A 25,516-nucleotide genomic window follows, 5' to 3' on the forward strand; every position below is an offset into this window, starting at 1 on the left:
TATGTCAGTGTTAAAAAGAGAATATGGAAAAGAGCAGCCTTATATAGGATGCGGCATGTTTAAGATAAGGCTGCCCTTCATCCATTTCCGATTTACGGGGCCGGAAGCGATTACCGGCCTCTGCAACAGTGTTACCTCCCTGGCGGCCATTGCCACCCTGGTGGGGATACTGGGAATTGAAAACAGGCAGGCATGGGCCGTGATTGTATTCAGCTGTCTGGCCTACTGCCTCCACTGGCTGCTGGGGGATGCCACGGTAGGAGGGTGGATTACCCCGGCCCTTGCCCTGGTGATAGTATACCTTAATGGTTATGGGGATGGGATTCCCAGGATGCAGGCCATGGGCGCCTTGCAGATTGAGCTTGGGATCATATTTATCGTGCTGGGAGTGACCGGATGCGCCAGGAAGATTACGGGCATGGTACCGCCCTCCATCAAGGCAGGTATTGTGATGGGCACGGCGGTCACCGCGGCCTTCAGCCAGTTTAAGGAAGGTGCGGGATTATACACCTACCCCATTACCATCTTTGCCGGCTCCATGGTGGTTTTCTACTTCATGTTCAGCACTTATTTTAAGAAGCATTCGGAGCGCATCCATATGTTCCGGATCATGGGGCGGTTTGCATTTGCCTGCGGCGTGTTTGTATGTCTCCTGGTAGGGGCGGTGACGGGTGAGATTGATTATTCCATGGTAAGTTTTACGCAGATTCTGGCTGCGCCTGATTTTGCAGGGGCAATCCGTTCCATGTCACCCTTTTATATCGGCTTTGCTCCTGCGGCAACCTGGTTACAGGCCCTTCCCATTGCCTTTGTGGCCTATATCATTGCCTTCGGGGATTTTATCACGGTTAAGCAGCTGGGGATGGATGCTGCCCGGGAGGATGAGCTGGTGGATTATAACACCAACAGGACCAATGTTGTCTGCGGCCTGCGCAATCTGTTCCTGGGCCTGCTGACCCCGTTCCCGCCTTTGGGAGGGCCTATGAGTGCCCCCTATGCGGTCTCCACGTTCCAGCGTTATAAGAACTCGGGCAGGGAAGGCATGGACAGCATATGGGACGGGTATGGGACCAACATGATCCTGGCCGTGGCGGGGCTGTTCTGCTACCCGCTTTACCTGGTGGCGCTGGCCGGTTCCGGGGCAGTCCTGGCGGTCCTGGTCATGATCCAGGGCTATGTGTGTACCCAGATTGCTGTTTCCCTTGCAGGGGACAAGACGGACCTTGGGATTGCAGGTATGATGTCAGGCGTCATGGTGGCCAAAGGAGGGGCGTGGGGGATCGGCATCGGCATCCTTCTTTACTTCCTTTTGTGCGGGCCGGAAAAAATCAGGCAGGATTACCAGTTCAACCTGCAAAAACAGAAAGAGGAGGATGAGGTGTTGCAATGATTGGATTAGAGGGAATTAAGGTGGTGGATCTGACTGCCTATGTGGCAGCGCCTGCATGTCCGCGGATCTTAGGCGAGATGGGGGCCACCGTGTACAAGGTGGAACCCTTTGTGGGAGATGAACAGCGCACCCAGGGAGCCAGCTGGGGGATGAAGTCCAAGACGGAGTTCGACGATCAGGCTTATGATTTAAGTTCCATGAATAAGCAGTGGATCAGCGTGAACCTGAAGACGGCCCAGGGACAGGAGTTTATTTACCGTCTGATAGGGGATTCGGATATCGTGGTTACCAGCTTCCGTGACCCTGCCCTTAAACGGCTGGGTCTGGACTATGAGACGCTGAGCAGTAAGTTCCCCCACATTGTCTTCGGGCAGATGAGGGGATACGGGGAGCGGGGGCCGGAACGGGATTCCAAAGGCTTTGACGCGACCTCCTATTCTTCCAGGGGCGGCCTGGTCATGGCGTTCCCGCAAAAGGGGGAACACTTCGAGCCGGCCAACGTGCCTGTGGCATTCGGAGACTGGAATGCTTCCGTGGCCCTTACTGCAGGTATCCTGGCAGCCCTGGTGCGCAGGCTCAGGTGCGGCAGGGGGGACAAGGTTGTGGTGAACCTCTACCACTGCGCCATATGGGGAATGTCAAGCGCCGTGGCGGTGTCCCAGCAGGGAGGGGAGTATCCGCGGTCAAGGAAGGAGGTCCCCTGCCCTACCAACAACTGTTACCGCTCCAGGGACGGGATATGGTTTTTGATGTGCTTTGGCCATTACAACAAATATTTTGAACTGGTCATGAAGGTCATCGGCCTGGGGCATCTGATCGGGAATAAGGAATATGACACCCTGGAGGTGCTGAACGAGACAGGGAATAACGTGCAGATGATTGCGTGGATGGAGGAAGCCTTTGCAAAGCAGGATTTTGCCTACTGGGAACAGGTTTTTAAGGAAAATGACATCCCCTTCCAGAAATGCTTTACCATGGATGATATCCTGCATGACGAGGAGGCTTATGCCAACGACATCCTGAGGAAAATCCACTATGATTCACTGGGGGAGGTCAGCGTGCCTACCAGCCCTATCCGGTTAAGGAGCGTGGGGGACCCGGTCCTTTTCCGGTCCAGGCCCATAGGGGCCGACACCAGGAAGGTGATGGAGGAATATGGATACAGCCAGGAGGAAATCACCCGTCTGGAACAGGAAGGGGCGGTAAAATGCTACGACGGCCCTCCGCTTCCTGACAGTGTGACAGCACCCAGCCATGGCCCTGGCTTTGACGGAACAGGAAACTGATGAAAGGGTTTTTGCCCCGCAGGAAGATGCGCGGGGCAAAAGCCCTGAAGGTGCTTCAATAAGGAGGTATTTTGTAAATGAATCTTTCGCAGCTTTACTATTTCCGTAAACTGGCTGAAGTGCAGCATTATACAAAGGCAGCCCAGGAGCTTTACATCACCCAGCCCAGTCTCAGCGCCTCCATCCTGTCCCTGGAAAGGGATTTGGGCATTGACCTGTTCCAGAGGGAAGGACGGGGGGTAAAGCTGACCAAATACGGACGTGACTTTTATATCCATGTCTGTAAAGCCCTGGTTGAACTGGAGGTGGGGATTGACAATGCAAAGGAAAACTCCGGAACCATAGGAGGCGTGATTGATGTGGCCTGCATACCCACGCTGTGCGGGGATTTCCTGCCACGCTCCATTAACAGCTATATGCAGGACTGCAACCCCACCGTCAAGTTCAATGTATTCAACGGAATGACCCCGGCTATTGTGGAAGGCGTCCGTTCGGATGCATATGATGTGGGGTTCTGTTCCATGTCGGAAGGGGAGACAGACCTGTGCTTCACCCCTATCCTTTCCCAGGAATACACCACCATTGTCAATAAAAAGCATCCCCTGGCATCCCTGGCCGGCCAGCCCATGAAGCTGGAGGACCTGGAACCATATGAAATCCTCACTTATCCGGAAAACAGCCCCGTGGGCAGGATCATTAAAAAGGAACTGAGGAAGCATAACCTGAAAGCCACCCACTATGGCTATGATGAGACCACCATTGGGGGCTATACGGCCATCAACCAGGTGGTTGCCATTGTGGCCGACACTCCGCTTCTCAAGCAGTTTGACAACCTGGTCCACCTGAAGGTGGAGCTGGAGGCGGAAGCCAGGCTGGTTTATATGGTTTACCACAGGAATAACTATCTGACGCCTGCCGTGAAGAATTATATCCAGCATGTGCTGGACAAGGGGCCTGGATTCAGCGGTGTCCCCACCTAAGGCATGTCCCCACCTAAGGCATGTCCCCCTTAAGGCAGGTCCCCGCCCAAGGCGGTTTTCCGGCTGCTCCTGCGAAGGGATTCATACCGGGCCGAACAGGAACATGGTAAAGGTGGCGTCCGCCACGGTCTTTCCCTCCGGGGTGGTGATTACCACATGGTGGATTGCGGTTTTGCTTCCCTTGTGGATTGCGTCTGCCTGTACATACAGCTTGCCTGAATCCACGCTCTTGATGAAGTGGATGCAGCCCTGCTGGGTTACATTGGACACTTCGTATGCATAGGTGGCCATTCCGGCCGCCATGTCGCAGAGTGTAAAAATCACTCCCCCATGAAGATTTCCATAAAGATTCAGGGAACATGGGAGGACGTCAAGGGCCAGTCTGGCATGGCCTGGGGCGATTTCCAGGATCTGTGCATGTTCCACTCCTGCCAGGGGCTGGATATGGCGGCGGATGCCTTCCAATATATCCTGTCTCATGTCATCAATACCTCCTGTTTTCATTGATTTCTGATGGGGACAATATATCATACAATGTTGATATGCACAATAGAAAACAGAAATCATAGGTATAATCTATAGATTGTGCACAAAACTTGGGAAAAGGCCGATTGGATATGTGAAACAATATATATTATAATGGAATCATCAAGAGATTGTTAAAAAATTGATAAAAATAAATATAACAAGGAGGAATTACCCTATGAGCAAATTATCACCCCAGCAGTTCCAGGATTATCTGATGCAGATCCGCAGGCTTGCCGAAGGCCCCTTGGAGGAAATCCAAAAAGAAGTGGAAGTTACCAACAAGTTCCCGCAGGAGTTTTATGACCTGGCCATTGAGAATGACCTGTACCGCTGTGCGCTTCCTGAAGAATACGGCGGATACGGATTGTCAGAGCTGGAGATCCTTCAGGTACAGGAGGAATTTTCCAGAGGTCCAGGCGGGATGAGGATGCATCTGCATTATGCGATGGACCTGAACTGGAGGATCCTGGATGATTACGGAAATGATGAATTGAAGGCGGAATACATGCCTAAATTCCAGGACAAATCCGTGTTCACCTGTTTTGCCCTGACGGAGGCCACCGGGGGAACAGGCGCTGACCTGCATACAACCGCGGTAAGGGACGGGGACAGCTACATCTTAAACGGGGAAAAGACCTTGATTTCCCATACGGACTGCTGCGAGTTTGCGTATGTCATTGCAGTGACCAATCCGGAGTCTGATAAGGCCGACCGTTTATCCGCATTTTTCGTTCCCATGGATGCCCCGGGCTTTGAGGTAATCAACATGCCCCACATGATGGGATGCAGGGGAGCCGGCCATGGCGACCTTAAGTTCACGGACTGCCGCATCGATAAAAAATATTTACTGGGCCAGGAAGGCCAGGGACTTGAGATTGCCCTCCACTCCTTATCTGTCTCCAGGGCCCATATCGCTGCCAGCAACCTGGGTATGGCACAGAGGATGCTGGAAATGTCCTTAAAGTACGCGGCTGACCGCGTAACCTTCGGCAAGCCCATTGTCACGCGTCAGGCGATTAAGATGAAGCTTGCCAATATGCAGATGAACATCCATGCCCTGCGCTGTATGGTATATGATTTTGCAAAGGATTATGAGGTGCAGGCCGACGGGAAGTACATAGAGGAAAAGGCAGCCATGTGCAAGCTGTTCAGCATTGATACCGTAAGGCTGGTAAGCGATGAAATGCTGGAAATCTTCGGGGGCGTGGGTTACTTTGAGGACAATCCCTATGGTCCGGTTGAGCGCATGTACCGCGACTGCCGCGCCATGTGGCTGGAGGAAGGCGCCCCCACCGTACAGCGCATTACCATTGCTAAAAGCGCGGTTAAATTCGGCGGTCAGGTAGAGTATGTAATCTAAGTATCCGGCCGGGACACATAGCCTTACATCCCGTATGGACAGGGCCGGCAGCCCTGTCCATGCATATTCCGGCCGGACTGCCGGCCGGGGATGGGGAAGGCGGTTCATCATAAAGAGAGGGAAGGGGAAAGAAAATGGCATTACTATATACAGAGGAACAAAAAGAACTCATTGCCCTGGTCCGGGATATGGCGGAACATGAAATCAAGCCATATGTCCAGGAAGCGGACGAAAAGGGAGAGTGCCCCAGGGAGCTGTTTGACTGGGGGTTTAAGATGGGCCTGCACATGCTGGAAATACCGGCCCAGTATGGAGGAACCGGCTTAAGTTATGAGACAACGGCCATGATTTTTGAGGAGCTGGCAAAGGTGGACGCCGGTTATGCAATCACCTTTGTTACCACCTTTGTGGCGCTGCGCAACGTCATCCTGGCCGGGACGCCGGAACAGGCCCAGTATTTTGCGGATATCATCAACCGGGGAAGCTTTGCAGGATTTGCCCTCACGGAACCCAACGCAGGTTCCGACCCGGCAGGCATCAGGGGAACCGCCGTGCTGGACGGCGATGAGTATGTCCTCAATGCCACCAAGACCTTTATTACCAACGGCGCCCTGTCGGACATCTATGTGGGCTTTTTTAAGACCAGCCCGGAGGCAGGACACAAAGGTATCTCGGCCTTTATTATTGACAGGAACATGCCGGGGGTATCGGTGGGCGCCCATGAAAACAAGATGGGGCTCAGGCTTTCCAATACAACGGACCTGATTTTTGAAAATGTAAGGGTTCCCAGGAACCGCATGCTGGGGCCGGAGGGCTCCGGTTTTAAACTGGCATTAAATGCCCTTAACCTGTCCAGGGCCTTTGTGGCAACCCTGGCCGTGGGCATCATGCAGAGGGCGCTGGATGAGGCTGTGAAATATGCAAAGGAGCGCAAGCAGTTCAATACCCCCATTATTAATTTCCAGATGGTCCAGGCGCTGCTGGCCGATATGGCGATTAAGGTTGAAGCTTCCAGATGTCTTGTCAATAATACGATGAGGATGATGGATGCGGGCAGTCTGGTCCAGAAGGAAGGTTCCATCACCAAAACCTTTGTCACGGACTGTGCCCAGGAAGTCACATCCAACGCGGTACAGGTCTTTGGCGGATACGGATACAGCCGGGAATACCCGGTTGAAAAGCTGATGCGCGATGTGAAGGTATTCCAGATTTTCGAGGGCACCAACCAGATACAGCGCATGACCATAGCAAATGTCCTGAATAAGGAATACAGATAAAGGGGGATTATGATGAAGATTGTTGTATGTGTAAAACAGGTTCCGGATACAACAGAGATAAAGATTGATCCGGTAAAGAATACTTTGATACGCACCGGCGTTCCCAGCATTTTAAATCCCTTTGACAGGAATGCAGTGGAAACAGCCCTTCAGCTGAAGGATACTTACGGCGGGAGCGTGACAGTCCTGTCCATGGGGCCGCCTCAGGCCAAGGCAGTGCTGAGGGAAGCGCTTTCCATGGGCGCGGACCAGGCTTATCTCATTACGGACCGGGCTTTCGGCGGTTCCGATACCTATGCAACCAGCTACATCTTATCCAGCGCCATCCGGCATCTGGGCCCATTTGATGTGGTGCTGGGGGGCAAACAGGCCATTGACGGTGACACGGGGCAGACAGCCCCCAGTATTGCAGAGCACCTGGACATGATACGCCTTACCTATATTGTGTCCATGGAAATAGAGGGGGATAAGGTGACTGCAAAGCGCCAGGTGGAAGAGGGCGTGGAGGTCATTGAGGCAAGGCTTCCCGTGCTGTGTACTGCCACCAAGGAAACCAATAAGCCGCGCTATGCAACCATTAAGGGGAAACTGGAATCCCTGAGGGCTGAGATACCGGAACTGACCCTTGAAGACATGAAGGATATCATTGACACCACGAAAATCGGTTTAAAGGGTTCACCTACCAAGGTGAAAGCAACCTTTACCCCAAAGCGCACGGCCACTGGGGTACACATAGAGGGTGGTCCCCAGAAGATGGCGGCCTCGCTCCTGGACTGTCTGAAAGAGTCAAAGGTACTGTAGAAAGGGGGAAGTATCATGGGTTTTGAGCAATATAAGGACGTATGGGTGTTTATTGAATGTTTTGAAGGAACCCCCAAAAATGTTGGACTGGAGCTTTTGGGGCAGGGCAGGAAGCTGGCAGAGGGACTGGGACAGCAGCTTTGCGCGGTGGTGATAGGAAAGGATGTGGAGGAAGGCATCCAGGAAGCGCAAAGACACGGCGCGGATAAGATTTATGTGGTGCAGGGGGATGAGTACCGCCATTATTCGGCGGACGGATACGGATACGCCTTCCTGCAGCTGTGCAGGAAATACAGCCCCAACACCATTCTGGTGGGAGCAACCATCAATGGCAGGGACCTGGGCTCCAAGCTTGCGGTAAGCCTTCACACCGGCCTGACAGCGGACTGCACGGCCCTCAGTGTGGAGGATACGGGCAACGTGGTATGGGAACGGCCTGCCTTCGGAGGCAACCTGTATGCACAGATCCTCTGCAGTGACACACGTCCCCAGATGGGAACCGTAAGGCCTGGCGCATTTAAGAAGCCGGCTCCTGTGGAAGGGAACCAGGCAGTGGTCATACGGGAGGATATCCATGCAGGAAATATCCGTACCCAGGTAGTGGATTTCATAAAGGCCTGTGCGGACGGCACCATACCGGTGGGAGAGGCGGATGTGATTGTATCCGGCGGACGCGGTATGAAGAATCCGGAGAACTTTGCAATACTCAAGGAGCTGGCCGGCCTTTTAGGCGGGACAGTGGGCTGCTCCAGGGCAGCAGTGGATTCGGGCTGGATGCCGCAGTCCAGACAGGTGGGACAGACCGGCTCCACGGTGACGCCCAAATTATATATTGCATGCGGGATTTCCGGCGCGGTCCAGCATGTGGCGGGTATGAGCGGATCGGGAACCATTGTAGCCATTAACAAGGATGCCTCAGCTCCTATATTTGAGGTGGCGGATTACTGCCTGGTGGGGGATCTGTTTGAGATTGTCCCTGCCCTGATTAAGGAGTTAAAAGCCAGGAAGCAGGCCTGAGGAATGTGATGGATGGAATGAAGGTAAACCAGAAGCAGAAGGAGTATTACCTGGAAAAGGGATACTGGGGACATGAAACCCTCCTGGACCGCTTCATGCGGACCGTGGAGCGGTTCCCGGACAGGGAATATGTGGTGGATGACAGGGGGAACCGTCATACCTACAGCCAGATAGATGTCCTTTCCTCCAGGATAGCTTCCTATTTAAAGGATATGGGGATTGTACCGGGAGACTGTGTATCCTTTCAGGTGCCGGTGTGGAGCGAGTTCATTGTAATCGCCATCGGCTGCCTTAAGGCGGGGGCCGTGATGCATCCCATTGCCATGTGCTACGAAGAGCCTGATCTGATCCATGCCATGAACAAAGCCGATACAAAGATATATTTCGGCACTGCCTGGTTTCGCGGCAAGGATTATGAGGCAAGGCTCCTGGCAGTCATGGACAGGATAGCATCCTTACGGCATGTGGTATTCCTGGACAGCTTAGGCCCGGTCAAAGGCGGATTTACAACCTACAGGGAAATCCTTGAAACCTACGGTCCGCTTCCAAAAGAGGAATACGGCCGGATGGACGGGCTTTGTGTGGCGCTGATACTGGGCACATCGGGAACAACCGGAAGCAATAAGGGTGTGATGCTGACCCACAGCAACATCATATTCAGCGAGGAACAATTCAACCGGGAGCTTGGCCTGGACGAAAATGACATCATGTTCATGCCCGCGCCCCTGAACCATGCCACTGGTTTCCACCACGGCATCATTGCCCCCATGTTATTGGGGGCAAAGGTGGTGCTTCAGCAAAAGTTTAAATGCCCCGAGGCGATTGAGCTTATGAACCGGGAGAAATGCACGTATTCCATGGGTTCCACCCCGTTTATCTACGATATCTTAAAATATCTGGAAAAGGAGGGGGGAGGCATTGGGAGCCTGAAGTTCTATCTGTGCGGCGGGGCGCCTGTGCCTGAGGACATGGTCCTGCGGGCATCGTCCTTTGGTATCTGCCTGTGCGAGGTATATGGATCCACGGAAAGCGTGCCTCATGTGTTTGTCAGGCCACGGGAAGCGCTGACGTTAAAAGAAAGGACATCGGGCCGTCCCCTTGAGGGAATCCAGGTCCGGGCCGTGGATGAACGGGGCAGGGATGTGGCGCCGGGAACCGTGGGTGAGGAGATATCCAGGGGACCCAATGTGTTCGTGGGCTACCTTAAGGACCGGGAGGAAACGGACCGGGTCCTTACCGATGACGGCTGGTTTTACAGCGGTGACCTCTGCGTCATGGACGAAGCGGGTAATATCCGCATTGTGGGCAGAAAGAAGGACATGATTGTCAGAGGCGGGGAAAACCTGAATTCTAACTATATCGATGAAGCCATGGAGGGATGTCCTGGTGTGGCGGACCATGCTGTAATCGGAATGCCGGACGAACGGCTGGGCGAGCGTATATGTGCGTATGTGGTTCCGGAACAGGGGGTATCCGTGAGCCTGGAACAGGTATTGACCTTCATGAAGGAAAAACACGTGCCCAAGCGTTACTGGCCGGAACGGCTGGAACAGATAAAAGAAATCCCGAGAACCGGAAGCGGCAAGGTGAAAAAATATCTGCTTCTGGAAGACTTGAAGAAGAGGGGGTGAGGCTTTGAAAGAGCAGGTTTTTGGCCCCAGAAGAAGCCGGGCCGCCAGAAAGCCCCTTATCCAGTGTCCCGGCGTGGTGTTTTACCGCTGCCATACCTGCGGAAGTGTCTACCAGCGCACCGGATGGACCCAGGCAGAACCTGACATAAGCTGCTGCGGCATCAGGATGGAGCCGCTGGTACCTGTGCGGACTGAGGTCATGGGAAGGTGCGGCACCTTGAGTTATAAGATTGTGGGCGGCTATAACGACAACGCCGTCCAGGTATTCTTTGATATGGAAGAGGGCCATGAACTGGAGTGGCTCTATCTGAAAACCTTTACCGGGGGCTACATGAAATATATAGGGCCTGGAAAACGGTCCCCCTGCGTGTTTGCCCTGGCGGATGAGGATGCATTTTCCTATTGTGATGAAGACCCATGCCTGGAATGCACGTTCTGGTGTAAGCGGGGGTTTGTGGTCTATGGTTATGTGAGTAAGCTGGGACTTGTGGAAATGCCTTTGGACCAGGTCTCGCCTTACTGGCAGTCCGGAGCAAAGTAAAAGCCGCCTTACCGTTCTGACAGGCGGCTGATCATCCGGGCCAGGCATTGAAGGAATTCGTTCTCATCCTTTGAGAAGGAGTAACCGCTTCTGTAGATTAACATATCCTTGTGGATATTGCCGGGATAGCTGCAGTGCTTCTGGATCAGGCCGGTGCTTTCCAGGCAGCTGTAAGGCACCGGGGAGGTCCACATATAGGAACCGGGAATCTGCTTCAATATCTCAAACTGACTGCCTCTGTCATAGATGGAAATGGTTTTACGCGAATTTCCGCCTGTGGCAGAGGCGTCCTGCGCTTCAAAGGTAAAGGACGGGTTCTGGATATCGCCCTGGACGATCTCCAGGCAGTCTGTAAAGTCCAGATAGGTAAGGCTGTCCCTGTCCGCCAGGGGATGATTGGGGGACATGAGCACGTTGCAGGAGAATTCCCACAGTTCCTTCCAGTCCAGGTTTTCATCCTGAAGCATTTTCATGTAATAATTCTCATAGAGGGCCTGGCAGCGTATGATCCCCAGGTCAAAGGCCTTGGAGGACACGCCGCGTATGGTATCCTTGGAATTGGTTTCCTTGTAGCTGAGGCTTACGCTGGGGAAGGCCCGCATGTCCTTCAGGTAATCGGTAAACGCATAGGAAATATAGGTGGCCCTGGGCACGCTTAAGCTGACCTCCAGGGCCCGTTCGCTGTTTTTGACACAGAGGGCCTCAATCTGTTCCTCCTGGACCAGGATGGCCTTGGCATACCGGAGGAATTCCTCCCCACGTCTGGTGGGGACCATGCCGCGGCTGGTGCGGTCGAATATGGGGCATCCCAGTTCGCGCTCCAGTTCCCGGATGATCTTGCTCAGATGAGGCTGGTTCATATAAAAATTCTGGGCTGCTTTTGTGATGGAACCGGTTTTTTCCACTTCAACGGCGTACTTCAAATAAGAAAGATTCATATACAACTCCTGGTATTTTTATGTTATACTATACCAGTATATACCAGAACCGGAATTTTGAAAAGGAAAACAGCAGGGGGTTAACATGGATAAACTGGATTACAGAATACTGAACATACTAAAGGAAAATGGACGGGAGACAGCATCCGATATCAGCAAGGCCATCCATCTGTCTGTGTCAGCTGTGCTGGACCGTATTAAGAAGATGGAGGAAGCCGGGATCATAAAGGGATACACGGTCAGGGTGGATGCAAAGGCCCTGGGCAATGATGTGACGGCCCTGATGGAAATCAGCCTGGAGCATCCCAGGTTCCATGACTCCTTCACGGAGATAATCCTGGAACATCCCAATATTCTGGACTGCTACTATCTGACAGGGGATTATGATTTTGTGCTGAAGATATCCTGCTCCTCCTCAGATGAACTGGAAAGCATTCACAGGACCATCAAAAGCATACCGGGCGTCTCGGCCACCAGGACGCATTTTGTATTAAAAGAAATCAAAAATGTATATTCCGCCATCCCGGAAGAGGAAAAGAAGCGCTTCTGAACACATGAATGATTGGAGATAATAAGAATGAAGACATTGGGCTATTATAATGGAAGGTATGACGAAATTGATAACATGACCATTCCCATGAATGACCGGGTATGCTGGTTCGGGGACGGCGTGTATGACGCGGGCCCCTGCCGCAACTATCATATATTTGCCCTGGACGAGCATGTGGACCGCTTCTTTAACAACGCAGGACTTATGAAGATACAGATGCCCTGTACCAAGGAGGAGCTGAAGGCCCTGTTAAATGACCTGGTCAGGAAGATGGACACAGGGGACCTGTTCGTATATTATCAGGTGACAAGAGGCACGGCCGCGCGTTCCCATGAGTTCCCGGCGGACTGTCCGGCCAATCTATGGGTCATGTTAAAACCCCAGAAAGCACCGGAGCTGACAGCGAAAATCAAGCTGATAACAGTGGAGGACACACGTTTCTTCCACTGTAATATAAAGACCCTGAACCTGATTCCCAGCGTCATGGCTGCCCAGAAAGCCAGCGAGGCCGGGTGCCAGGAAGCCATTTTCCACCGCGGCGGCCGCGTGACGGAGTGTGCGCACAGCAACTGCCATATAATAAAGGAAGGAATCCTGTACACGGCCCCGGCAGACAACCTGATCCTTCCCGGCATTGCAAGGGCGCATCTGATCAGTAATTGTAAGAAGCTGGGGATTCCTGTGAGCGAGACGCCATATACCCTCAAGGAGCTGATGGATGCCGACGAGGTGCTGGTAACCTCATCCACCAAGCTGTGCATGTCGGCGGATGAGATAGACGGCAGGCCCGTAGGAGGAAAGGCGCCGGGACTCCTTAAGAGGATACAGGATGCGGTGAAGTCTGAATTCCTTGAGGAAACCGGTACTGCCTTGGGCAGATAGCGGGTGCTATATTTCTCAGTTAATTGTGTAAGGCAAGGGTTTGGCTGCCTTGACTTTTACAAGGTGCAGTGATAGAATGAAAGGCATGAAAAAGACAGGCGCAAAGATATCATTATTAATCAGTATAATCATAATAGGTACGGCTTGGCTGGCAGGATGCAGCAGGAAGAATGCGGATCCTGTCAGTCGGTCGTCTTTTTTGTTGAACACGTTCATTACAGTGACCCTGTATGATTCTCAGGACGAGACCATCCTGGACGGCTGCATGGAGCTGTGCTCTGATTATGAAAAGCTTCTGAGCAAAACCCTGGAAAGCAGTGAAATCTACCAGATGAACCATAGAAAAGCAGGGGATCGCACCTTCACGGTTTCCGGCGGCACGGCCCGTGTCCTGCAGAAAGGGCTGGAATACAGCCGTATTTCAGAGGGGGCCTTTGACATTACCATCGAACCCTTAAGCACGCTCTGGGACTTCACAGGCAGGGATCCCCAGGTTCCCCGGCCGGATGAAATCCAAAAGGACCTGAAAAAGGTAGGATATGAAAATGTCACACTGGATGGAAACCAGGTGACCTTCTCAAATGATGGGACAACCATTGACCTTGGCGCCATTGCAAAAGGCTTCATTGCAGACGAGATGAAGGCTTACCTGAAGGAAAAGGGCGTAAACAGCGCCGTCATCAACCTGGGAGGCAACGTCCTGTGCGTAGGCAGCCGTCCTGACGGCAGTCCCTTTAAGATCGGACTCCAAAAGCCCTATGCCACCCATACCGAAACAGTGGCGGCCCTGGATATTACCGACATGTCCGTGGTGTCGTCCGGTGTCTATGAGCGCCATTTCATAAAAGACGGCGTCAACTATCACCACATACTGGACCCATCCACTGGTTATCCTTATGAGAACGGCCTGATACAGGTTTCAATCATCTCGCCTCTTTCCGTGGACGGCGACGGTTTAAGCACCACCTGTTTTGCCCTTGGCTTAGAGAAGGGGATGGCGCTGATTGATGGCATGGATGGGATATATGCGGTATTCATGACCGAAGACGGGACGCTGCACTATACTGAGGGCGCAGAAGGGTTTTTGGACTGAAGTTTTTTGGCCTCAGATTTTGGCCTCAGATTCCTCACCTCAATATTGAAAGGCTGGAAAAGGTATGGTATGATGGATGGGAATGTGCGGCCGTTTCAGGAAGGCTGGATTCCATGAATATAATAAGGAAAGGATACCTTGATTTCCAAAGGAGCAAAAATGCTGCATAAGATATGGGAAAAATGTGTGAATTATGAAACGGTCAGTTACCTGATATGTGGTTTCCTTACCACGGCAGTGGACTTTGCCGTATATACGGTTTTAAGACAGATGGATATAGGGGTGGGGATATCCCAGGCCCTGTCCTGGATGGCGGCTGTCCTGTTTGCCTATGTGGTGAACAAGCTGGTTGTCTTCCGCAATTATAACATGAGGCCCTCCTATCTGGTGAAGGAGGCAGGGGCGTTTGTGGCAGCCAGGGCATTTTCCGGCGTGGTTACATGGGTCCTTATGGTGGTCATGGTGAAACTGGGGGGAGACAGGGGGTTTGTATATGAGTTATTCTGTAAATTCACATCCTCTGTGCTTAACATGGTGTTGAATTATGTTTTCAGCAAGCTGTGGATATTCAAGAATAAGCCTGAGTAGGGAAAGGTGACTGTGATGGAACGTGATGAGATCGAGCGGGTTGAACGTGAGCTGGATGCAATCTTAAAGCTTGTTCAGCCGGAAGCGCCCATGCAGGATAAAACTCCGGGGATGGATACGGACCAGGAGGCAGCAGGAGAACAGAAGATAAAAGGCTCAAAGGAAATGGCCCGGGAGGAATGGGCTTTTTCCGGGGAGCAGGAAGAGATTGGAGTACAGACTATGCCGAATAAGGCTCCCGGTGAAGAAGAGATAAAGAATGAGGAACAGCTCCCTTCGCAGGAAAATGCGCCGGAGGAAACTGTTACGGATTCAGGGAAAGAAAAAAAAGAAAGCCAGTCAGGGCGGAAAAGGACGCAGGGAAAAGCGGATAAAGGGAAAAAGCATGGCTTTTGGAATCCGGCCAGGGGCGGACGGCCGGAAGGGGCAATGGCCCGGGACGGTATAACGGATTGGCAGCAGGACAACGGCCCGGATGGCGAGGATGACTGGGATTTGGACGATGGGACGGAGTGGTCCCAGGACGGCCGGGTAGAGTGGAATCGGGACGACCGGACGGAGTGGAATCGGGACGACCAGCCGGAATGGAATCGGGACGACCAGCCAAATGTGAAAATGGACGGGTATTCGGGCCAGGGAAGGGTCCGGCCCATACGCAGCCTTCGGCTGTTGAAGCCGTCGGATGGCCTGGCTGCGGCATTTTTCGTGCCTGTCATTGTGATGATCATCATATTTGCCCAGAGAGGCATTTTCCCCTTTGGGGAGGAAAGCTTCTTAAGGACGGATATGTATCACCAGTATGCCCCGTTTTTTTCGGAGTTCCAGTATAAGCTGACCCACGGGGGAAGCCTGCTGTACAGCTGGGATATTGGCATGGGTGTGAATTTTTCAGCCCTTTATGCCTATTATCTGGCCAGCCCGGTGAACTGGCTTCTGATGTTCTGTCCCAAGCAGTTCATCATAGAATTCATGACGCTGGTGATTGTGCTGAAGATTGGACTGTCAGGGCTTAGCTTTGCATGGTATCTGAAAAAGCATTTCGGCACCAGGGATTTTGGTGTTGGGCTTTTCGGGATTTTTTATGCGCTGAGCGGTTATATGGCGGCGTACAGCTGGAACATCATGTGGCTGGACTGCATCCTCCTGTTCCCGCTGATCCTTCTTGGGCTTGAGCGGCTGGTTAAGGGGGAGAGCGGACTGCTCTACTGCATTACCCTGGGCCTGTCCATCCTTTCCAATTATTATATATCCATCATGATATGTATTTTCATGGTCATCTATGTCATTGCCCAGGTAATCATGAATCCTCCCAAAGGACTGGGAAGATTGGTGCTGACAGGTGTCCGCTTTGCCGTATATTCCCTTTTGGCCGGAGGGTTGGCGGCGGTTGTGCTGCTGCCGGAGATATATGCGCTCCAGGCAACTGCTTCCGGGAATTTTGATTTCCCCAAGACCGTTTCCTCCTATTTTTCCATCTTCGACATGATTGCCAGACATATAGGGAATGTGGGCACGGAAATCGGGCTGGACCACTGGCCCAATATTTACTGCGGTGTTGCCGTGCTTATGTTCTTCCTTCTGTATCTGGGCAGCCGGAAGATCGCGTTCAGGGAAAAGGCAGTGTACTGCGGCCTGCTTCTTCTGTTTTATGCCAGCTTTTCCGTTAATATGCTGAACTTCATATGGCACGGCTTCCATTTTCCCAACAGCCTTCCCTGCAGGCAGTCCTTTATTTACATCGCACTGATGCTGGTGATGTGTTATCAGGCATATACGGGCCTTAGGGAAACGCCGTGGAAACATATCTGCCTGGCTTTCTGGGGCGCCGTCATATTCATACTTCTGGCAGAGAAGCTGGTGGATAACCCGGAACAGTATCACTTCTCCGTGTTTTATGTTGCCATCCTGTTCATTGCCATGTACGCAGGACTGGTGTATCAATATAAAAAAGGAAGATGGAGCCTGGATGCCATCGTCCTGACCGCGCTGGCCGTGGTGTCCATTGAGGCTGCTGTCAATACAGCGGTTACCAGTGTCCCCACTACCAGCAGGACCGCCTATGTGAAGGATAACCAGGATGTGCAGGATCTGGTGTGGAACCTGAAGCCGAATACATTTTACAGGGTGGAAAAATCAGACAGGAAGACTAAGAACGACGGCGCATGGATGAATTTCCCATCAGTATCCCTGTTCTCCTCCACGGCGGATGCGTCCCTGTCGGACTTCTTCCGGGTGCTGGGATGTGAAAGCTCCACCAATGCGTACAGCATTACAGGAAGCACCCCTCTGGTGGACAGCCTGTTCTCCGTGCGGTACGGACTTTACCCGGACCAGCAGCCAACGGGAATCCTGATGGAGCAGGCAGGGCGCAAGGGCGGTGTATGGCTTTATGAAAATGCATTCACGCTTCCGGTCGCCTTCATGCTGCCGAAGGATGTGGAGGCCAACTGGATTACGGATTCCGGGAATCCGGCCCTGGTACAGAATGACCTGTGCGATGTGCTGGGAACCGAACACGTGCTGATTCCCAATGAGAGTGTCACGGAAGGCAAGAAGCTGTCATTTACAGCAGAGGCAACCGGGGATTACTATGTATATGTGACCAATAAAAAGGTAAAGGAAGTATCCGTTACCGTGGGAGAACATTCGGACAGCTTTGACAATGTGGACAGGGGATATTTCCTTGAACTGGGCCGTATTACCAAGGATGAGCAGGTTTATATGGAATCCCGGGACGACGGGAACCCTACCCTGCAGGCTGAAGTATGGAGATTCAATCCCGAGGGACTGAAGGCTGTTTACGGACAGATGAACGCCAATCCCATCACGCTGACCAACTGGACCGATACATCCCTTAAGGGCAGTATCACGGCAGATGGTTCCGGCGTCATGTATACCAGCATTCCCTATGACAAGGGATGGACCATAATGGTGGACGGCAATCAAGTGGCACCGAGAAAGCTTTTCGATACCTTCCTGGCCGTGGACTTAAGCGGGGGAACCCATGAAATCAGCATGACATATGAGCCGGAGGGGCTTCGCACCGGGGCATGGATTACCGGGACATCGGCCGCAGTGCTGGGAATCATCGTGCTGGCAGGATACACAGTCAGACGCAAAGAGCAGAAAAAATACGAAAAAGTAAGGAGATAACAGCCATGAAATTATGGGGTGGACGTTTTACCAAGGAAACAAACCAGCTGGTGCACAATTTTAACGAATCCCTGTCCTTTGACCAGAAATTCTATCACCAGGATATAGAGGGCAGCATTGCTCATGTGAAGATGCTGGAAAAGCAGGGAATCCTTTCAGCGCAGGACAGGGATGATATTATCCGCGGATTGGAAAGCATATTATCCGATTTGGAGAATGGACGGCTGACCATATCCCCCGATTCCGGATATGAGGATATCCACTCCTTTGTGGAGGGAACCTTGACGGAGCGCGTGGGGGAGGCAGGTAAACGCCTTCACACAGGACGCAGCCGTAACGATCAGGTGGCCCTGGATATGAAGCTTTATACAAGGGATGAGATTGATGAGATAGAAAAGCTGGTCAAAGACCTGTTACAGGAACTTCTGGTCATCATGGAGGCCAACACAGATACCTTCATGCCTGGATTTACCCATCTCCAGAAAGCCCAGCCCATCACGCTGGCCCACCACATGGGGGCATACTTCGAGATGTTCTCAAGGGACCGCTCAAGGCTTCAGGACATCCGCAGGCGTATGAACTGCTGTCCCCTTGGCTCCGGCGCATTGGCGGGCACCACCTATCCCCTGGACCGGGAATATACAGCCAGCCTTCTCGGGTTTGACGGCCCGACCCTGAATTCCATGGATTCCGTGGCAGACAGGGATTATCTGATTGAGCTGTTAAGCGCCCTGTCCACCATTGCCATGCATTTAAGCCGGTTCTGTGAGGAAATCATCATCTGGAACACCAACGAATACCGTTTTGTGGAAATTGATGATTCCTACAGCACAGGCAGCTCCATCATGCCCCAGAAGAAGAACCCGGACATTGCGGAGCTGATCCGCGGCAAGACCGGAAGGGTCTACGGCGCCCTGGTATCCCTCCTGACCACCATGAAAGGCATTCCCCTGGCCTATAATAAGGACATGCAGGAGGATAAGGAGCTTACCTTTGATGCCATTGATACGGTGAAAGGCTGTCTAGCCCTATTCACAGGCATGATATCCACCATGAACTTTTGCAAGGACGTGATGGAGGCCAGTGCAAAGAACGGTTTCACCAATGCAACGGACGCGGCAGACTATCTTGTGGGAAAAGGCGTCCCCTTCCGCGATGCCCATGGAATCGTAGGCCAGCTGGTCCTTCTGTGCATCCAGAAAGGCATTGCCCTGGACGACCTTTCCCTGGAGGAGTACAGGCAGATAAGCCCTGTATTTGAGGAGGACGTGTATGATGCCATCAGCATGAAAACATGTGTGGAAAAGCGTATCACCATCGGCGCCCCGGGACAGGATGCCATGAAGCAGGTGATTGGGATCTATAAAAAAATGCTGGCAGAGTAACCGCCCTGGGGAGCGCGTTGGCGGGGATATCGGCCAATGGAAATGCAGGTGTGGATGAAAAGTGGCAGCTGGAGCCGTAGCGGCAGGAGTTGAAACTGTTATGGCTGAAATGATTATGGCTGAAATGATTAGGACTGAAACGGTCACAGTTGAAACGGTTAAAGCCGTAATGTGATTCAAAAGACAAAGGGGTAAAGAACCTGAATCTGTAATTTGAGGGATTAAGGGGCTTTATCCCTTTGGTGTCTTTTGGTTATGGATGTATGGGGGCTATATCCGTGTGGTGATGGGGTTGGCAAACATGGCTGGTTGTGTTGGTGTGGCTGGTTGTGTTGGTATGGCTGGTTGTGTTGGTGTGGCTGGTTGTGTTGGTGTGGCTGGTTGTGTTGGTGTGGCTGGTTGGATGGACATGGCTGGTTGGATGGATGTGGCTGGTCCTGTGGATATAGCCGGCTATACAGACATAACTGTCCTTAAAAAACATTGTCTTGACGTATTTTATAATTAAATATATAATATTTACATCGCGCTAGTTGTAAAAACAACGGAAAGAGGGGAGAGTATGGAGGAATATCTTCACCGTGTGAAAAAATCTCCATTATTCTATGGGATTAATGATAACGAGCTTTACACGCTTTTAAAGTGCTGCGCAGCAGAGCAGGTGCCCTATGAGGACGGGGAATATATCTTCCGGATGGGGGAGTCGGTCAATAAGGTGCTGATTCTGTTAAAAGGCAGGGCGCGCGTGATACAGGAGAATTTCTGGGGACACCAGGAGATGATTTACCATATCAGGGAAGGGGAGCTGTTCGGGGAGTCTTATTCATGTGCAAGGACCCCGGTGCTGCCTGTGAGTGTGGTGACCGAGGGGCCGTGTGAGGCATTGTTCCTGAACTATCAGAGGATGATTACATTCTGTTCCCTGGCCTGCGAGTTCCATACCAGGTTCATCCATAATATGCTGCGGCTTGTGTCGGAACATAATGTGAAGCTGGAGAACAAACTGGAACATGTGTGCAGGAAGTCAACCAGGGAAAAGCTGCTGTCCTATCTGTCGGAGCAGGCCATCTCCCAGGGGGGAAGGGCCTTTGATATTCCCCATAACCGGCAGGAGCTGGCAGAGTACCTGTGCGTGGACCGGAGCGCCATGTCCAATGAACTGAGCAAGATGCGCACCGAGGGAATCCTGGATTTCCAGAAAAACCATTTTGTGCTGTATGACCGTTATGACGGGGAACAGAGGGAAGGTGCCTGAGGTGAAAGCGTATGGGGGAAGAACGGTGGGGGAGATAAAGGACATAAGGACGTAAAGGTATAAGGATATAAAAACATAAGGATATAAGGGTGAATGGAAAAGAAAAGACGCTCAGCATTTTCAGCAGGGCGTCTTTTGACATTGCTTGTATATAATGGCTTGTTCTGCATAGGGTAGCTTATCCCGGATAGGGTAGCTTATTCCGTATATAGTAGCCTATTCCGGATACACGGCATTAAGGCATTTTTCAACAGCATCCTTAGAAATCAGGTTAATGGCCCGGGAGTCATCCATCCTGGTATAATATCCGGTTCCTTCGTCATTTGGGCTTCCGATGAAAAGGGTGACGGTTCCGGTATCCCCGCCCTTTTCGTATGTCCACGAAAGCGTCATGTCGGGGGTGGAGAGTCCGTAGCTTCCCAGTTCCTCGTCCGTTGCCTTATAGGTGGTGCAGGACTGGATGGACAGCCCGCTGATGGCCTCGGCCAGGTTATTGAGGTCGGAATTATCCGGGAGACGGTTTGCCTCATCATCAGGAGAACCTTTATACCAGGCAATATTGTTATCCGCATCCACAGTCTTTTTGGAAAATACCCTGGTGGCGCCATTCCTGGTAACCGTGATTTCCTTTATGTCGGTCCCGGCAACATAGGGCAGGGATTCGGTTTCCACAAAGTCATAAAGGCCTTTGCCGGATGTTTCTGTCAGATAGTTTCCTATGGTATATACCTGGCTGCCGCCTTCCAGACATGCATAGTATTCAGCTGCAGTACTGGCATATCCGGCCGCGGTGTCACCGGTACCAGCCACCTGGTTTCCAATCATCAGGGTTTGGGATGTCCCGTCTTCTGATGTCATGGAGAATTTTACGGCAGGAGGGTTAAGTCCATAGGAATCCAGGCTGTCCGGTGTTTCCAACTGCCGCCCGGCACTTAAACGTGCCAGCGTATCCGCCAGCGTGGTAACCGTGTACTGGCGGATGGGACAGTCCTTATCAGACTGGTAATACCAGGTATCGCCCTCCTTTTTAAAAGCCAGGCCCTGTTGTCCATCCTTCTCCCAGCTGATGGAAGTGAGTCCCTGGAGATTGGTCACATAAATCTGTCTGTCTTCTGTCTGCCCTGCAAGCGCATCTGCCTTCTTGTGCTGGTTCCAGGTTATAAGTCCGTAGGCGGCGCAGAGGACGACCAGGACAACGGCGGCAGGGACCAGTGGGTTTACTTTCTTTTTCATTCAGATTGCCTCCTTACAGCTTACGGCGCTTCATCCAGATTACAAAACCAGCAATCAGGAAGATGACCGGAATGACGATGATGAACAGGGCGCTCCAGAGTCCACCGGATGTTATCATATTATAGGTAATATCCAGACTCTTGCTTGGAATGGACAGGGTGGTGATACCCGGCATTTTGTAGGATACGACATTCATGAATATGGCCAGGTTGGAAATATTCGGGAAACGCATCAGTATATCATTGTCAATGAAAGCCGGGGCTGTGATGACTGTGAACACGGAGGACGTATCCTGTTCTTCATTGACTGTCTCTACTGCGGCGGCGCCAAGTGTGTAGGTGCCGTCTGTCTTTTCCTGTGTGACAGGGTCGACCAGGATCCCGGAATCAGAGGTGGTGAGGAACGGGGAAACGGTCAGACCGTCCCGCAGGTTATCCTGGATGGTCATGCCAGAGGGCTGTACGGCCAGGGCCGCCTGACCGGAGTCCACTCCGGTTAAAAGACCGCTTGAGAAATCATAGTCCGGAATCACATTAAACGGATTGTTGTTATAAAAATGCTGCGGCGCTGAATCTGCTACAAAACCGTTCTTTAAATCCATACCATACATGGAACACAGGGAGGTTAGGTTGGTAAGTGTGTCCTGGGTGGTGCCTGCCAGGAGCAGCAGGTGCCCGCCGTTCTTCAGGTAATCGGTGAGTGTGGTTTTCTCATCCTCGCTGATATCCTTTTGGGGATTGTTTATGATCAACAGGCTGCAGTCTCCGGGGACGGCGCTGTCGGTCAGGAGGTTCAGTTCTTTGGTTTCCATGCCTGACTTATCCATGGCATCGCTGACCGTTGGGGACAAGGCTGCTTCCTGGTGGCCGGACAGGGTATATACGGTGGTCCGGGTTTCATTTGTCACATAGTTGATGGCGCTGGTAATCTGTCCTTCCCCGTCAAAGGCTGTCTCCCGTACCTGCTGGTACTGGTAGTAGGCCATTAAATCAATCTGGATGATATCGCTGAAAGGGATGGCGGTTTTTTTGCCGGTGGCATCGCAGGTTACCAGGATCTGGTTGGTTTGCGTATCCAGGGTGGTCAGGATATCCGGGTGCAGTACCGGGTCATCCTCTGATACCTTGATATGGCTGGACTGGTCTGCGTACAGCTTTACAAAGGACGTAATCCGGTCATCCACGGTATCGGGGCTGGCTACGATATGGATGGTCACATCCTTGTCAAGTTGGTTAAGCAGATCTTTGGTAGTGTCCCCCAGGGTAAGGATCTGGCTGGAACTTAAGTCGTGCTTCATGTATTTTGCCGGAATTTTCCCTATAATCATATTCATGATGATGATGGCGGCAATGACCACAATGGTGAAGACCGCCATGTAACTGCCCTTTTTTAGTTTTCTTGTCATTTCTTCCTCCTTGCTGCCTGACCTGTCTGTCAGCTCCATCTTCGCTTCTGGGTGGCCTGCACCGTGAGAAAAAGAAGTATGCCGGCCATGCTTACATAGTACACAAGTCCTCCGATATCCAGGATATGGGTGTTGACAATGGAATCAAATACATCGGTCAGGACAATTTTCCCCAGGATATCTTTCAGCGCATGTTCCAGAAGACGCTGGTTTAGCAGATAGGTTCCGATAAGTCCGGCCGCCCCCAGTATTTCCAGTCCAAGGGACAGGGGAACGTGGCCCGTAATACGGTACAGGACGAAGCTTACAAGGCTCCAGAGAATCAGAAGCCCGGCCAGGGAGCCATAGGCGGTGGAGGGCAGGAAGTTTAAAAGCCCGGGCCACAGGATTAAAAGCAGGAGTACCCCGAATGTTCCCGCTGCCGCAATCAGCTGGCTTTCCGTAAGGGAGGATATGAAAAGTCCGATGGCAATGTATACACAGCCCATGAGGAAAAATGCCAGTATGGAGGCGTAGTCTTCCGCCAGGTATGCGGTCCCGTTTGCCTTGATGATTAAGGGACAGAGACAGGCAATGACCATGGGGATTGCGAAAATGGTGACCATGGAAAGGTATTTGCCCAGGACAATGTCCCATACAGACACAGGCGCTGTAAGCAGCATCTGGTCGGTGCGGGAACGGCGTTCATCCGCCATGCTGCGCATGGTCAGTATGGGCACTGCAATCATCAGGATCATCAGGATGGAACTAAGGGTATAGGAAAAATACGGATATCCGTTAATCATGTTGAAAACCATGAAGTAAATGCCTATGAACATGGTTACAAAGGCAATGAACACATAACCGGTCATGGAATGGAAATAGGATTTCAGTTCACGCTCATAAATCGCTTTCATTGATGTTGCCCTCCTCTCTGCCGTGTTCTCCCTTTGGGGAACTCTTTTCCTCCAAGGAACTCTTTTCCTCCAAGGAACTCTTTTCTTCCAAGGAACTCTCTTCCTCCAAGGAACTCTCTCCCTTAAATGAATCTTCCCCCGTCAGTTCCAGGAAGACCTCTTCCAAAGATGCCTTTGATGTGGACATGGAGAGGATTGGCATGTGGTTTTGTGCAAATGTATAAAACAAGGTCTCGCGTATATCTTCCGTCTGGTTAAGGGAATGTCTGTCCGCCTGGAGACTCAGGTGACAGACCGGATTTCCCTCCTCCTGAAGGGCGCTGCTTACGGTGATGGCGGAAATGGGCATCAGCAGGTTCATGATATCATCCCTGGCGCCCTTTACATCCAGTTCCAGTCCCGCGGACCCCTCCAGCTGGCGCTCCAGGTTCTCCGGCGTGTCACTGGCAATCAGCTTCCCTTGGGAAATGATCATGATGTGGTCACAGACAGCACTGACCTCAGAGAGGATATGGGAACTGAGTATGACCGTATGTTTCCTGCCCAAATCACGGATCATATCCCGAATCTCGATAATCTGTTTGGGATCCAGTCCGACGGTGGGCTCATCCAGGATGATTACATCCGGTTTGCCGAGGATAGCCTGGGCCATACCCACCCGCTGGCGGTAGCCCTTGGAAAGGTTGCGTATCAGGCGGCCTTTCACGTCCTCGATTTTTACCAGTTCCATGACCTCGTTAATGGAAGCCCTAAGGCTGTCTTTTGGAAGCTTTTTTAATTTTGCGGCAAATACAAGGTACTCATATACGGTCATGTCCGTATACAGGGGCGGTACCTCAGGAAGATAACCCATGCATTTTTTTGCCTGTTCCGGTTCCTCCAGTATATTATGTCCATCGATTAACACTTCCCCCTCTGTGGCGCCCAGATAACCTGTCATGATGTTCATGGTGGTGGATTTTCCGGCACCGTTGGGACCAAGGAAGCCGTAAATCTGCCCGTCCTCCACTGTAAAGCTCAGATGATCCACTGCCAGATGGCCGCCATAATCCTTTACAAGATTTTTCACTTCAATCACTGGTTGTTTCCTCCCGTCTGTTATTTATACGCATATTTACCAAATAGTTTTAAAATTAAAATGTGATAAAATTGTGTTGAAAATATTATTTTTTTAATAATAGTTTCTAAATTCGCAGAATCACGCACAAAGGCGCAAAATATTGCACAGAAAAATGCAAGAAAGGGTATTGCCCTGCATTGCATCAGTTGGTATAATATAGGACAGTTGGTAAAAAAATAACACAATGAGATGTATTGTGATGCCTCA

23 protein-coding genes are annotated in these 25,516 nt (G+C 51.8%); 17 read left to right on the plus strand and 6 right to left on the minus strand.

Annotated elements, in window-relative coordinates; translation table 11 throughout:
- Window position 1 precedes the first annotated feature (1 nt).
- The 3 genes from MCJ35_RS00390 (at window position 2) to MCJ35_RS00400 (ending at window position 3,656) form a co-directional block, all read left to right on the plus strand.
- Entirely contained in the window at window positions 2-1,390 is a 1,389-nt protein-coding gene (locus MCJ35_RS00390; protein WP_025483506.1) for a membrane protein, read from the plus strand.
- Window positions 1,387-2,676, plus strand: a complete 1,290-nt coding sequence (locus MCJ35_RS00395) for a CaiB/BaiF CoA transferase family protein (protein WP_008721352.1) — start codon at window positions 1,387-1,389, stop codon at window positions 2,674-2,676. Before MCJ35_RS00390 ends, MCJ35_RS00395 begins: the two co-directional genes overlap by 4 nt.
- Window positions 2,677-2,753: 77 nt before the next feature.
- The gene (locus MCJ35_RS00400) at window positions 2,754-3,656 is read left to right on the plus strand and encodes a LysR family transcriptional regulator (RefSeq protein ID WP_008721357.1); all 903 of its coding nucleotides are present in this window, start codon (window positions 2,754-2,756) and stop codon (window positions 3,654-3,656) included.
- 81 nt (window positions 3,657-3,737) lie between these two features.
- Here the strand turns inward: MCJ35_RS00400 and MCJ35_RS00405 are convergent, their stop codons facing one another.
- Window positions 3,738-4,136, minus strand: coding sequence for a PaaI family thioesterase (locus MCJ35_RS00405; RefSeq protein WP_008721358.1), 399 nt, complete (start codon window positions 4,134-4,136; stop codon window positions 3,738-3,740).
- Window positions 4,137-4,359: 223 nt separating this feature from the next.
- Between MCJ35_RS00405 and MCJ35_RS00410 the strand changes: the two genes are divergently transcribed.
- The 6 genes from MCJ35_RS00410 to MCJ35_RS00435 all read left to right on the plus strand — a co-directional run bounded on the left by MCJ35_RS00410 (window position 4,360) and on the right by MCJ35_RS00435 (window position 10,811).
- Window positions 4,360-5,544, plus strand: a complete 1,185-nt coding sequence (locus tag MCJ35_RS00410; RefSeq protein ID WP_008721360.1) for an acyl-CoA dehydrogenase family protein — start codon at window positions 4,360-4,362, stop codon at window positions 5,542-5,544.
- A gap of 134 nt (window positions 5,545-5,678) precedes the next feature.
- Entirely contained in the window at window positions 5,679-6,821 is a 1,143-nt protein-coding gene (locus MCJ35_RS00415; protein ID WP_025483504.1) for an acyl-CoA dehydrogenase family protein, read from the plus strand.
- A 12-nt stretch (window positions 6,822-6,833) separates the two neighbouring features.
- Window positions 6,834-7,622, plus strand: coding sequence for an electron transfer flavoprotein subunit beta/FixA family protein (locus MCJ35_RS00420; RefSeq protein WP_025483503.1), 789 nt, complete (start codon window positions 6,834-6,836; stop codon window positions 7,620-7,622).
- A gap of 15 nt (window positions 7,623-7,637) precedes the next feature.
- Entirely contained in the window at window positions 7,638-8,639 is a 1,002-nt protein-coding gene (locus MCJ35_RS00425; protein ID WP_025483501.1) for an electron transfer flavoprotein subunit alpha/FixB family protein, read from the plus strand.
- An 8-nt stretch (window positions 8,640-8,647) separates the two neighbouring features.
- Window positions 8,648-10,270: an AMP-binding protein gene (locus tag MCJ35_RS00430; RefSeq protein ID WP_240299308.1), complete on the plus strand. Its 1,623-nt coding sequence runs from the start codon at window positions 8,648-8,650 to the stop codon at window positions 10,268-10,270.
- A 4-nt stretch (window positions 10,271-10,274) separates the two neighbouring features.
- Window positions 10,275-10,811: a hypothetical protein gene (locus MCJ35_RS00435; RefSeq protein WP_025483499.1), complete on the plus strand. Its 537-nt coding sequence runs from the start codon at window positions 10,275-10,277 to the stop codon at window positions 10,809-10,811.
- A gap of 8 nt (window positions 10,812-10,819) precedes the next feature.
- Here MCJ35_RS00435 and MCJ35_RS00440 read toward each other — a convergent pair whose 3' ends face one another.
- Complete coding sequence (locus MCJ35_RS00440) at window positions 10,820-11,749, minus strand: LysR family transcriptional regulator (RefSeq protein ID WP_025483498.1); 930 nt, start codon at window positions 11,747-11,749, stop codon at window positions 10,820-10,822.
- 85 nt (window positions 11,750-11,834) lie between these two features.
- Here MCJ35_RS00440 and MCJ35_RS00445 point away from each other — a divergent pair, with 85 nt between their 5' ends.
- The 8 genes from MCJ35_RS00445 to MCJ35_RS00480 all read left to right on the plus strand — a co-directional run bounded on the left by MCJ35_RS00445 (window position 11,835) and on the right by MCJ35_RS00480 (window position 20,655).
- Window positions 11,835-12,299: an Lrp/AsnC family transcriptional regulator gene (locus MCJ35_RS00445; protein ID WP_008721373.1), complete on the plus strand. Its 465-nt coding sequence runs from the start codon at window positions 11,835-11,837 to the stop codon at window positions 12,297-12,299.
- 27 nt (window positions 12,300-12,326) lie between these two features.
- Window positions 12,327-13,181, plus strand: a complete 855-nt coding sequence (locus tag MCJ35_RS00450; protein WP_025483497.1) for a D-amino acid aminotransferase — start codon at window positions 12,327-12,329, stop codon at window positions 13,179-13,181.
- Window positions 13,182-13,314: 133 nt separating this feature from the next.
- The gene (locus tag MCJ35_RS00455; protein ID WP_025483496.1) at window positions 13,315-14,274 is read left to right on the plus strand and encodes an FAD:protein FMN transferase; all 960 of its coding nucleotides are present in this window, start codon (window positions 13,315-13,317) and stop codon (window positions 14,272-14,274) included.
- A 159-nt stretch (window positions 14,275-14,433) separates the two neighbouring features.
- Complete coding sequence (locus MCJ35_RS00460; protein ID WP_025483495.1) at window positions 14,434-14,862, plus strand: GtrA family protein; 429 nt, start codon at window positions 14,434-14,436, stop codon at window positions 14,860-14,862.
- Between the two features lie 15 nt (window positions 14,863-14,877).
- A complete protein-coding gene (locus MCJ35_RS00465) occupies window positions 14,878-18,015 on the plus strand; it encodes a YfhO family protein (RefSeq protein ID WP_240299309.1) in 3,138 nt (1,045 codons plus the stop codon).
- Between the two features lie 5 nt (window positions 18,016-18,020).
- A complete protein-coding gene (argH, locus tag MCJ35_RS00470) occupies window positions 18,021-19,400 on the plus strand; it encodes an argininosuccinate lyase (RefSeq protein ID WP_025483494.1) in 1,380 nt (459 codons plus the stop codon).
- A gap of 301 nt (window positions 19,401-19,701) precedes the next feature.
- On the plus strand, window positions 19,702-19,908 hold the full coding sequence (locus MCJ35_RS00475; protein ID WP_155858403.1) for a hypothetical protein: 207 nt from the start codon (window positions 19,702-19,704) through the stop codon (window positions 19,906-19,908).
- A gap of 54 nt (window positions 19,909-19,962) precedes the next feature.
- The gene (locus tag MCJ35_RS00480) at window positions 19,963-20,655 is read left to right on the plus strand and encodes a Crp/Fnr family transcriptional regulator (RefSeq protein ID WP_008721384.1); all 693 of its coding nucleotides are present in this window, start codon (window positions 19,963-19,965) and stop codon (window positions 20,653-20,655) included.
- A 216-nt stretch (window positions 20,656-20,871) separates the two neighbouring features.
- Here the strand turns inward: MCJ35_RS00480 and MCJ35_RS00485 are convergent, their stop codons facing one another.
- Genes MCJ35_RS00485 through MCJ35_RS00500 form a run of 4 tightly spaced genes read right to left on the minus strand, consistent with a single transcriptional unit; the run spans window position 20,872 to window position 25,267 of the window.
- Window positions 20,872-21,888, minus strand: a complete 1,017-nt coding sequence (locus MCJ35_RS00485) for a DUF4340 domain-containing protein (protein ID WP_025483492.1) — start codon at window positions 21,886-21,888, stop codon at window positions 20,872-20,874.
- Between the two features lie 13 nt (window positions 21,889-21,901).
- Entirely contained in the window at window positions 21,902-23,293 is a 1,392-nt protein-coding gene (locus tag MCJ35_RS00490; protein ID WP_025483491.1) for a DUF7088 domain-containing protein, read from the minus strand.
- A gap of 29 nt (window positions 23,294-23,322) precedes the next feature.
- On the minus strand, window positions 23,323-24,189 hold the full coding sequence (locus tag MCJ35_RS00495; RefSeq protein WP_025483490.1) for an ABC transporter permease: 867 nt from the start codon (window positions 24,187-24,189) through the stop codon (window positions 23,323-23,325).
- Window positions 24,173-25,267 carry an ABC transporter ATP-binding protein gene (locus MCJ35_RS00500; protein WP_025483488.1) on the minus strand — a complete coding sequence of 365 codons (1,095 nt, stop codon included), beginning with the start codon at window positions 25,265-25,267 and terminating at the stop codon, window positions 24,173-24,175. Before MCJ35_RS00500 ends, MCJ35_RS00495 begins: the two co-directional genes overlap by 17 nt.
- Window positions 25,268-25,516 lie beyond the last annotated feature (249 nt).

This window comes from Enterocloster sp. OA13 (genome assembly GCF_022440595.1).
Lineage (GTDB): Bacteria > Bacillota > Clostridia > Lachnospirales > Lachnospiraceae > Enterocloster > Enterocloster hominis.

Excerpts from the sequence above, each read along its gene's own strand:
- MCJ35_RS00405 (WP_008721358.1), bottom strand. The coding sequence starts at position 4,136 with ATGAGACAGGATATATTGGAAGGCATCCGCCGCCATATCCAGCCCCTG.
- MCJ35_RS00430 (WP_240299308.1), top strand. The coding sequence starts at position 8,648 with ATGGATGGAATGAAGGTAAACCAGAAGCAGAAGGAGTATTACCTGGAA.
- MCJ35_RS00415 (WP_025483504.1), top strand. The coding sequence starts at position 5,679 with ATGGCATTACTATATACAGAGGAACAAAAAGAACTCATTGCCCTGGTC.
- MCJ35_RS00445 (WP_008721373.1), top strand. The coding sequence starts at position 11,835 with ATGGATAAACTGGATTACAGAATACTGAACATACTAAAGGAAAATGGA.
- MCJ35_RS00440 (WP_025483498.1), bottom strand. The coding sequence starts at position 11,749 with ATGAATCTTTCTTATTTGAAGTACGCCGTTGAAGTGGAAAAAACCGGT.
- MCJ35_RS00450 (WP_025483497.1), top strand. The coding sequence starts at position 12,327 with ATGAAGACATTGGGCTATTATAATGGAAGGTATGACGAAATTGATAAC.
- MCJ35_RS00390 (WP_025483506.1), top strand. The coding sequence starts at position 2 with ATGTCAGTGTTAAAAAGAGAATATGGAAAAGAGCAGCCTTATATAGGA.
- MCJ35_RS00460 (WP_025483495.1), top strand. The coding sequence starts at position 14,434 with ATGCTGCATAAGATATGGGAAAAATGTGTGAATTATGAAACGGTCAGT.
- MCJ35_RS00480 (WP_008721384.1), top strand. The coding sequence starts at position 19,963 with ATGGAGGAATATCTTCACCGTGTGAAAAAATCTCCATTATTCTATGGG.
- MCJ35_RS00410 (WP_008721360.1), top strand. The coding sequence starts at position 4,360 with ATGAGCAAATTATCACCCCAGCAGTTCCAGGATTATCTGATGCAGATC.
- argH (WP_025483494.1), top strand. The coding sequence starts at position 18,021 with ATGAAATTATGGGGTGGACGTTTTACCAAGGAAACAAACCAGCTGGTG.
- MCJ35_RS00495 (WP_025483490.1), bottom strand. The coding sequence starts at position 24,189 with ATGAAAGCGATTTATGAGCGTGAACTGAAATCCTATTTCCATTCCATG.
- MCJ35_RS00395 (WP_008721352.1), top strand. The coding sequence starts at position 1,387 with ATGATTGGATTAGAGGGAATTAAGGTGGTGGATCTGACTGCCTATGTG.
- MCJ35_RS00400 (WP_008721357.1), top strand. The coding sequence starts at position 2,754 with ATGAATCTTTCGCAGCTTTACTATTTCCGTAAACTGGCTGAAGTGCAG.
- MCJ35_RS00425 (WP_025483501.1), top strand. The coding sequence starts at position 7,638 with ATGGGTTTTGAGCAATATAAGGACGTATGGGTGTTTATTGAATGTTTT.
- MCJ35_RS00485 (WP_025483492.1), bottom strand. The coding sequence starts at position 21,888 with ATGAAAAAGAAAGTAAACCCACTGGTCCCTGCCGCCGTTGTCCTGGTC.
- MCJ35_RS00465 (WP_240299309.1), top strand. The coding sequence starts at position 14,878 with ATGGAACGTGATGAGATCGAGCGGGTTGAACGTGAGCTGGATGCAATC.
- MCJ35_RS00420 (WP_025483503.1), top strand. The coding sequence starts at position 6,834 with ATGAAGATTGTTGTATGTGTAAAACAGGTTCCGGATACAACAGAGATA.
- MCJ35_RS00475 (WP_155858403.1), top strand. The coding sequence starts at position 19,702 with ATGGCTGGTTGTGTTGGTGTGGCTGGTTGTGTTGGTATGGCTGGTTGT.
- MCJ35_RS00490 (WP_025483491.1), bottom strand. The coding sequence starts at position 23,293 with ATGACAAGAAAACTAAAAAAGGGCAGTTACATGGCGGTCTTCACCATT.